Genomic DNA, 8,301 nt, shown 5'->3' with positions numbered 1-8,301 from the left:
CCACCCGCCCCTCTCCCTACCCCCGCTTTGGGCCACACCCGGGGGTGTCACCCCGAGGGCCCCGTTCCCGTCGTACGACGGGAACGGCGCCTTCGGTGCTTCTCGACCGGAGACGACCTCTCCTTCGACGCCCTGCCGGCCTCTCCGGCTTCACGGGCGCCGGCAGCCGGCTGCTCGGCCCCTCAGGGGCCGACGACCGCGCCGGCGTAGACGTTGTCCGGAGTGACGATCTCTGTGACGGCCCTCGCGACCAGCGTGGACGGTTCCTGGCCCTGGTAGGTGATGTCGGTGTTGAGCATGATGACCAGGGTGGCCTTCTTCGAGGGCAGATACACGGTCACGGTCTCGTATCCCGGCAGGGAGCCGTTGTGCCCGATCCATCCGCTGGCGTTGAAGATGCCGAGGCCGTACGTCGTTCCCGGGAAGCCGGTCGGCAGCGTCTTGAGGCGCTGTGCCTGGGTCTCGGGGCTGAGCAGCGTGCCGGTGGCGACGACCTTGGCCCAGTGCCGCAGGTCCTGGAGGTTCGAGATCATCGCCCCGGCGGCCCAGGCCCAGCTCGGGTTCCAGTTCGTGGAGTTCGCGACCTCGCCGCTCAGCGTCTGGTCGGTGTAGCCCTGCGGGTGCGGCTCGGGGAACTCGTTCCCCTTCGGGAACAGCGTGTGGCGCAGCCGAGCCGGGCGCAGGACCCGCCCGTCGATGACGTCCCGGAGCTTGTGACCGGTGACCTTCTCGATGACCAGGCCCAGCAGGATGAGGTTGGAGTTGCAGTACTCGAACTGCGTGCCGGGCGCGAAGGTGTTGGGGTGCCTGTACCCGTACGCGAGCAGTTCCCGCGGGGTGAAGACGCGCTGCGGGTTGCTGAGCAGGTCGTGGTCGAAGTCCGCGTCGGAGGTGTACGGGAACAGTCCGCTGCGCATCTCGGCGAGCTGGCGCAGCGTGATGTGACGTCCGTTCGGCACGCCCCGGATGTACTTGGAGATCGGGTCGTCCAGCCGGACCCGGTGCCGGTCGACGAGTTCGAGCAGCGCGGTGACGGTGAACGTCTTGGTCTCGCTGCCGATCCGGACGTAGGAGTCGACGGACATCGGCTTGCCGGTGGTCTTGTCGGCGACTCCGGTCGCGCGGACGTAGTTCCCCTTGCCGGGCATCCACAGCCCGACGACGACACCGGGGATGCCGGCCTGCTCGCGGACGTCCGCGATGGCCTTGTCCAGCCGGGCGCTCAGCGCCGGGCCGAGGCTGTCGCTCGCGTCGTCGTCCTCGCCGTATCCGTCCGCGCCCGCCGCGTGGACGCCTGTCGGGCGGACACCTGACGCGTGGAGGGCCGCGGCGGGCGTCGTCGTCATCGGGGCCAGCACGGACGCCGCGAGCAGTGCCGCGGCGAGGGGACGGCGGTAGGAGGTATGTCGCATGGGGCGCCTCTTCCGGATCAGGTTCAGGTCCCCGTCACGGGAACAGACGGCAACACCACCACCCGCGCCCCCGCCGCGAGCCCCGGTCCGATCAACGTTCCGGCAAGTCCACTCGATCGGAGCCACGGGGGCCGGGCATGCCGCGGGCATCGCGGCCCACAACCATCGGGCGCACTGGTGTGTCTGCTGTACGTCGTGGGAGATCGGGACAGGCGGGGACCGGGAACGGGGGACGGGATGACGGAACGGACGAACTTCCGGAAGACGAACCTCCGGAAGGCGAACCGCGACCGGAGCCGGTCCCCGTTCCGGAGCCGGTCGCGGGTGTCGCGCCGCCGGACGGCAGGGCGCCCACTGCTGGTGATCACGGGTCTGTTCGTCGCGGGCACCGCCGTGACCTGGCTCGCGGTCACGCATCTCGCCTACGCCACGGGGATGGCGGGCACGTCCGGCCACCTCAGCGTCCAGGCCTGCTCGTACAGCGAGACCGGAGGCCACCGGTACCCGCACTGCCACGGCATCTTCCGTTCCGACGACGGGACCGTGGTGGACACCGACGCCACGGTCGACAGCGACCTGCCCGTCGGCAGCACGGTCGCGCTGCGGCGGACGTCCTCCGACGGCTACGAACAGATCGGTGTGGCCGCCGCGTTCGGCTGGCTGGCGCTCTCCCTGTCCGGCCTGCTGGTGCTGACCCTGGGAGCCACGGCCGTACGTGCCCGAACCGGCCCGGAGACCGGATCCCGCCGACGGCGGGTTCTGCTGGGCGTCCTGGTCACCGCAACGCTGACCAGCGCGTTCATCGGCGGGATGGTGGGCCTGCTCCAGGGACTCTGAGGCCGTCCGCGCAACTCGGCGGCGATGTCAGTGGCGCGGCATACGATCCGGGGATGCGAGCTTCAGGAACGTTCAAGGTTTCCGGCTTCACTCCGGCACCGGTGCCGAGCCCCGCGATCGAGACGGCGCTGCCCGTCGGCGTGGCCACGATGGAGAAGGAGTACGAAGGCGAGATCGCCGGACGCTCCGCCACGTTGTTCACCGCCGCGTTCGACCAGTCCGACGGGGTGGGAACGTACGTCGCCATGGAGTCCTTCGAGGGGACGCTCCACGGGCAGGCCGGCGCCTTCAACTTCGCGCACTCCGCGACGACCCTGGGCGAGGGGAGGGAGAGCGAGTTCTTCGTCATCGTGCCGGCCAGTGGGACGGGTGCGCTGGCCGGGATCACCGGGACGGGCGGCATCGCGGTCGACCCGGACGGCACCCACCGGATCTGGTTCGACTACGAGCTGGCCCACTAGGGCCGGGCAGAGCCGACACGTCTCCGATCATCCCCGCAGGTGGGCGATGAGTTCGTCCTGGCCGGGGTAGCGGTCTTCCTGGGGCAGCAGCCGGGCGGCTGAGTCCAGGTCACCTTCCCCGACGAGGGCGTGGATCTCGTGGGCGAGTGGGGTGACGTCGCGGATGGCGACCGTCCACTCGTCCGCGTAACGCCGCGCGGCCTCGCCCGAGAGGCCGAGTTGCAGGGACCGGTACGTCAAGGGCCGCAGCCGCAGGTCCCGTTCGGGGTCCCACTGGACGCGGGTCGGCGCGCGCCTGAGCTCACGCTGCCAGGCGGCACGGTCCGGATGCGCTCCGCGCACGTAACTCGACAGGCACGCGTTGCGCACCGCCCATTCGAAGCCGTCACGACTGATCTCGACGCCCAGAACGGTCTCCTGACCTTCCTTGGTCCCCCAGCCGCAGCGGTACATCATCCACAGAAAACTGGGCTTGATCCATGTCATGCGGTCCCGCTTCCACGCGGCGGGAAAACGACCCTCGCGGACGGCGGGCAGACCGATCTCGGGACGGTATGCCTGGTAGACGGTGATCGTGGACGCCGTGTGGCGTGCCCGGATGGCGCGGTGCGGTTCTTGCATGCAGTACATCGTGCTGCGGGGCGGGAGCGAGGGCCACGCATTTTCGCCGCGGTGAGAAGGGGCGGCCGCCGGCGCCGGGCCGGGCCGGAAACGGAGACGGAGACGGAGACGGCGGCCTGAGATCCGTTGCGTCAGGGCTTCAGGCCCTGGAGACCGTCGTAGGCGGACATCAGCAACTCCATGCCCCGCTGGTCGTTCGCCGGTTCGCGCATCTGGTGGGTCACGTAGGCCACCGCCATGCGGTGGTCGGGATCGACCACGACCAGGGAACCGCCCCAGCCGCCCCAGCCGAGGCCGGTGTCGAACAGGCCGTAGCCCAGGCCCCAGCGGACGGGCATGCCCAGGCGGCGGTCCTCGCCCCGGAACTGTTCCTGTCGAGCGAGCTCGCAGCCCGCCGGTGACAGGAGCCGGGTGCCGCCCAGCGCTCCTCCGCAGGCCATGACCGACTGCACGAGCGCGACCGAGCGGGCGTTGCCGTAGCCGCTCGCCGCGGGGATCTCCGCACGGCGCCAGGCCACGCTGTTGCCGTCACGGACCCGTACGCTCGCGGTGGTGGTGCCCGGTGCCGTGCCGCCGGGCGCGCTCGCGGTGTAGTTCTCGTCCTGGCCGGACGGCGGGATCGTGAGGGCCACCCGGTGGTCGTGTCCGGCGGGCAGCCCGATGTGGAAGTCGGCGCCCAGCGGGCCCGCGACCTCCCGCGCGAAGAACTCGCCCAGGCTGATGCCCGTGATCCGGCGGACCACCTCGCCCACCAGGAACCCCTGGGTCAGCGAGTGGTACCCGGCCGCGCTGCCCGGCTCCCACTGCGGGGTCTGCGCCTCCAGGCGCGCCGTGGCGGACGGCCAGTCGTACAGGTCCTCGATCGGTCCGTCCCAGTCGGGCAGGCCCGCGGTGTGCGCGAGCAGGTGCCGCACCAGCACCTTCTCCTTGCCCGCCCGGGCGAACCCCGGCCAGTAGCGGCCGACCGGTGCGTCCAGGTCGAGCTCGCCCCGGTCGAGCAGGATCAGCGCGCACAGCGTCGTCATCGTCTTGGTCACGGACCAGACGTTGGTGATCGTGTCCCGCTGCCACGGGCTCGTGTGGTCCGCGTCGGTGAAGCCGCCCCAGACGTCCACCACCGGTTCGCCGTCCACGAAGACGGCCACCGAGGCACCGGCGTCGCCCTCGTCCAGCATCGTGGACAGTGCGAGGGGCACAGCGATGAAGAGATCGTCGTACGAGCCCTGGATGTCGGCCATGTGTGGTTTGTAGCCCGGGAGCGCCCGGAGGGCAACCGAATCCCAGGGCCCCGCGCTCATCCGGCCCCGGGGCGGGCCGCCCTCGCCTCGCGCGCCGCCCTCAGTGCGACAGTGTCGCCGGGCTGCCGCCGTTGGCCTCGTACCCGGCGACCGCCAGCGCGCGGTATATCGCGTAGTCCGCGGCCGGGTCCTGGCTCAGGGTCCAGGGCAGGGCACCGACGTGGCCGTCCACGTGCACCAACTGGCCCATCGCCTCGGACCAGCGCTCGCCGCGGACCAGGAAGCAGACCAGCAGATGGCGGACGTGCGCGAGCATCGGGTCGTCGGGGCGGGCGGCGTGGACCGCGTACAGCCCGCCGTGGACGGACTTGGTCACGACCTCGCTCTGGTAGAAGCTGCGGACGAGGTTCACCTCGGGCAGGTGCTCGAAGACCGCGAACAGCGGCATCGCCGCGAGGAGGGAGCCCTCCGGCGCGCGTGCCGCCGCGGCCTCCGCGAAGGCGTACGCCGTCTCCCGCGAGCCGTGCCACTTCTCGCACCAGTAGTGCAGGGCCGCCAGATGCGCGCCCATGTGGGAGGGCGCGCGGTCCAGGATCTTCAGCCACAGCTTCTCGAACTCCGGCTGGGAGTAGCCGAGCCCACGCGCCACCGACAGTTCGATGATGTACGGGATCGGGTCACCGGGGGACAGCAGCGCCGCGTCGCCGCACGCGGACCGCGCCTCCTCCATGATGATCCGGAAGTCGTCGGTACCCGGCGTCGACGTCCGCCAGGCCTGCTGCACCAGGAACTCGGCGTGCACCGCGGCGCCGCCCGCGTCCTTGGGGGCCTCGGCACGCCACACCCGCAGCCACTGTCCGCCGGGCGTCTCGCTGACCCCGCCGGGCCGCTGCTGGAGCTCCAGCGACGCGGCGCCCGCGAAGGCCTGCACCCGCTGCCAGCGGGTCTCGCCCCCGGTCTCCGTGCCGGCCAGGAGCTGCGAGGCCGCGCGGTAGTCCTGGGTCCGCTGCACCACGTCCAGGACGTTCAGCAGATCCGCGTCCGGTCCCGGCATGCGGATGTCCAGCTCCTCCTGGAGCAGGAAGCCGTAGTTCGCCGGGTCCGCGGCGTCCGGGTCACCGGGCGTGACGAGCTGTATACCGGAGCGCCTGCGCCGGAACACCGGCAGCAGGACCACGCTGAACATGGCCAGCGCCATCAGGACCCAGAGAATCTGCATGCCTCCAGCGAACCAGACGGGTCCGACAATTGGCCAACCCGGTCCGTCACGCTCTGCGCGAAGGTCTGCTCCGGTCCCGGGTGTACACCTCACGCTCTGCGCGAAGGTCCGCTCCGCGGCCGGGTGTACGCCGTCACGAACGCGTAAGGAGCACTAGGCTCGGGACTCATGAGCGACAGGCACATCAGTCAGCATTTCGAGACGCTCGCGATCCACGCGGGCAACACCGCCGATCCCCTCACCGGAGCGGTCGTCCCGCCGATCTACCAGGTCTCGACCTACAAGCAGGACGGCGTCGGCGGCCTGCGCGGCGGCTACGAGTACAGCCGCAGCGCCAACCCCACCAGGACCGCACTGGAGGAGAACCTCGCAGCACTGGAGGGCGGCCGCCGCGGGCTCGCCTTCGCGTCGGGACTCGCGGCCGAGGACTGCCTGCTGCGTACGCTGCTCAGCCCCGGTGACCACGTGGTGATCCCCAACGACGCGTACGGCGGCACCTTCCGGCTCTTCGCCAAGGTCGTGTCCCGGTGGGGCGTCGAGTGGTCGGTGGCCGACACCAGCGACCCCGAGTCGGTACGGGCCGCACTGACCCCGAAGACCAAGGCGATCTGGGTCGAGACGCCCTCCAACCCCCTCCTCGGCATCACCGACATCGCCGTGATCGCGCAGATCGCGCGCGAGGCGGGCGCCCGGCTCGTCGTCGACAACACCTTCGCGACCCCCTACCTCCAGCAGCCGCTCGCGCTCGGCGCGGACGTCGTCGTGCACTCCCTCACCAAGTACATGGGCGGCCACTCGGACGTCGTGGGCGGCGCCCTGATCACCGGCGACCAGGAACTCGGCGAGGAGCTGGCGTACCACCAGAACGCGATGGGCGCGGTCGCCGGGCCCTTCGACTCCTGGCTGGTGCTGCGCGGCACCAAGACACTCTCCGTGCGCATGGACCGGCACAGCGAGAACGCCGGCCGGATCGCCGACATGCTCACCCGGCACGCACGCGTGACGCGTGTTCTGTACCCGGGTCTCCCGGAGCACCCCGGTCACGAGATCGCCGCCAAGCAGATGAGGGCGTTCGGCGGCATGGTCTCCTTCCAGGTCGAGGGCGGCGAGGAGGCGGCCGTCGAGGTCTGCAACCGTGCCAAGGTGTTCACGCTCGGTGAGTCGCTGGGCGGGGTGGAGTCCCTGATCGAGCACCCGGGCCGCATGACGCACGCCTCGGTCGCCGGTTCGGCCCTTGAGGTCCCCGCCGACCTCGTCCGCATCTCCGTCGGCATCGAGAACATCGACGACCTGCTCCAGGATCTGCAGCAGGCCCTGGGCTGATCCGGGGGCGGCGGCTCCCGGGCCCCCACCGGCCCACAGTCACCGCCTGCCCGGACCCGCCACCCCTGCCCGCGCGCCGGACCACCGGCCCGCGGGCAGCGGCGTACGGTCACCGGCCCGTCAGCGACGGAATCCCGCTCACCCGGCCCGTCGGCGGGGCCCGGGTCACCAGCCCGTCGTCAGCGGGGCCCGGTCACCAGCCCGTCAGTGGTGGAGTCGTGTCCGACGGCGGCTCCACCCACGGACGGGCCGTCGCCGCCCAGACGGCGAAGACGACGGCCGCGGCGAGCAGCGCCAGCCACAGCAGCCCCCGCACCGCTCTCGCGCGGCGCTGCACGCGCCGTCCGCGGCGTACGACCTCGCCGTACAGGTCCGGCGGCACCACGGGCCCAGGTGCCTGCTCCAGCATCCGCCGTACGGCGGCCTCGCGCTCCGACAGGTTCACGACGGCGCCACCTCCAGGGCCGGTGCCGGGTCGCGGGGCGGGTGCAGCAGCGTCGCCATGGCACGGGCGCAGATCGCCCCCACCCGTTCCGCGGGAAGCCCGAGCAGGGCCGCCGCCTGTTCCTCGGCGACCCCCTCGTACAGCCTGAGGACGAGGATCAGCCGTTCCTGGGGCGTGAGGGCGGCCAGGACGTGGTCCGGGGAGGTGCGCCGCCGCCCGAAGCTCCCGTACTGGTGCCAGGCGGTGCGCTGGAAGCGTGCGGCCAGTTGCCGGCGGGCGCTGTCGTAGGGATCCTCGCCGTGCAGCCGGTCCCAGGAGGCGTACGTATGGGCGAGGACCTGCGTCAGCAGCCGCCGCGCGCGCGGGTTGGCGTCCCGGGGCTCCGCGGTGAGCAGCGTGGCGGTGTGCAGCAGCCGCCCCGCCGCGCCCGCCACGAAGGCCTCGAACTCCCGGGCCCGGCGAACGCCTTGGGAGGCACGCCGTTCTCGCACCATGCCTCCCGCCTGAGGATGCCCCCTGAGAAGGCCCGCGGCCGCGTGCGACCGTGCGACCCGTCGCACCCCGTACGACGAGGACCCGGTCTCATATGAGGCCAGGGGGCGCCTTCCGGTCAAGAGTTCGGAGCACATGCACGCGCGCGTGCGGGGCGGCGGACGCCCGGAGGTGCTGGGCACGGCCCGCGGCCTGCGACCGGCGCGGCCCATGGCCTGTCCTGGGCGTGGCCCGCCGCCCGGTTCCGGATGCG

Annotated in this window: 9 protein-coding genes; 3 read left to right on the top strand and 6 right to left on the bottom strand. The window is 71.8% G+C overall.

Annotated features, from left to right (window positions below):
• Nucleotides 1-182: 182 nt before the first annotated feature.
• Nucleotides 183-1,412, bottom strand: a complete 1,230-nt coding sequence (locus ACWEBX_RS19500; protein WP_451886070.1) for a serine hydrolase — start codon at nt 1,410-1,412, stop codon at nt 183-185.
• A gap of 360 nt (nt 1,413-1,772) precedes the next feature.
• Here ACWEBX_RS19500 and ACWEBX_RS19495 point away from each other — a divergent pair, with 360 nt between their 5' ends.
• Nucleotides 1,773-2,249, top strand: coding sequence for a hypothetical protein (locus ACWEBX_RS19495; RefSeq protein ID WP_451886069.1), 477 nt, complete (start codon nt 1,773-1,775; stop codon nt 2,247-2,249).
• A gap of 53 nt (nt 2,250-2,302) precedes the next feature.
• Nucleotides 2,303-2,710, top strand: a complete 408-nt coding sequence (locus ACWEBX_RS19490) for a DUF3224 domain-containing protein (protein WP_451886068.1) — start codon at nt 2,303-2,305, stop codon at nt 2,708-2,710.
• Nucleotides 2,711-2,737: 27 nt separating this feature from the next.
• On the opposite strand, the gene ACWEBX_RS19485 is transcribed toward ACWEBX_RS19490, so the two are convergent.
• From ACWEBX_RS19485 to ACWEBX_RS19475, 3 genes are all read right to left on the bottom strand, one after another.
• On the bottom strand, nt 2,738-3,331 hold the full coding sequence (locus ACWEBX_RS19485; RefSeq protein ID WP_451886067.1) for a DUF4291 domain-containing protein: 594 nt from the start codon (nt 3,329-3,331) through the stop codon (nt 2,738-2,740).
• A 131-nt stretch (nt 3,332-3,462) separates the two neighbouring features.
• Nucleotides 3,463-4,569, bottom strand: a complete 1,107-nt coding sequence (locus ACWEBX_RS19480) for a serine hydrolase domain-containing protein (protein WP_451886066.1) — start codon at nt 4,567-4,569, stop codon at nt 3,463-3,465.
• Between the two features lie 100 nt (nt 4,570-4,669).
• Complete coding sequence (locus ACWEBX_RS19475; RefSeq protein ID WP_451886065.1) at nt 4,670-5,788, bottom strand: hypothetical protein; 1,119 nt, start codon at nt 5,786-5,788, stop codon at nt 4,670-4,672.
• A 168-nt stretch (nt 5,789-5,956) separates the two neighbouring features.
• Between ACWEBX_RS19475 and ACWEBX_RS19470 the strand changes: the two genes are divergently transcribed.
• Entirely contained in the window at nt 5,957-7,111 is a 1,155-nt protein-coding gene (locus ACWEBX_RS19470; protein WP_451886064.1) for a cystathionine gamma-synthase, read from the top strand.
• A 193-nt stretch (nt 7,112-7,304) separates the two neighbouring features.
• Here the strand turns inward: ACWEBX_RS19470 and ACWEBX_RS19465 are convergent, their stop codons facing one another.
• Nucleotides 7,305-7,556: a hypothetical protein gene (locus ACWEBX_RS19465; protein ID WP_451886063.1), complete on the bottom strand. Its 252-nt coding sequence runs from the start codon at nt 7,554-7,556 to the stop codon at nt 7,305-7,307.
• The gene (locus ACWEBX_RS19460; protein ID WP_451886075.1) at nt 7,553-8,047 is read right to left on the bottom strand and encodes a sigma factor-like helix-turn-helix DNA-binding protein; all 495 of its coding nucleotides are present in this window, start codon (nt 8,045-8,047) and stop codon (nt 7,553-7,555) included. Before ACWEBX_RS19460 ends, ACWEBX_RS19465 begins: the two co-directional genes overlap by 4 nt.
• Nucleotides 8,048-8,301 lie beyond the last annotated feature (254 nt).

This window comes from Streptomyces sp. NPDC005070 (assembly GCF_053600395.1).
Note: the sequence above shows the minus strand (reverse complement) of the source record. Positions and strands in the feature narration are given on the sequence as shown.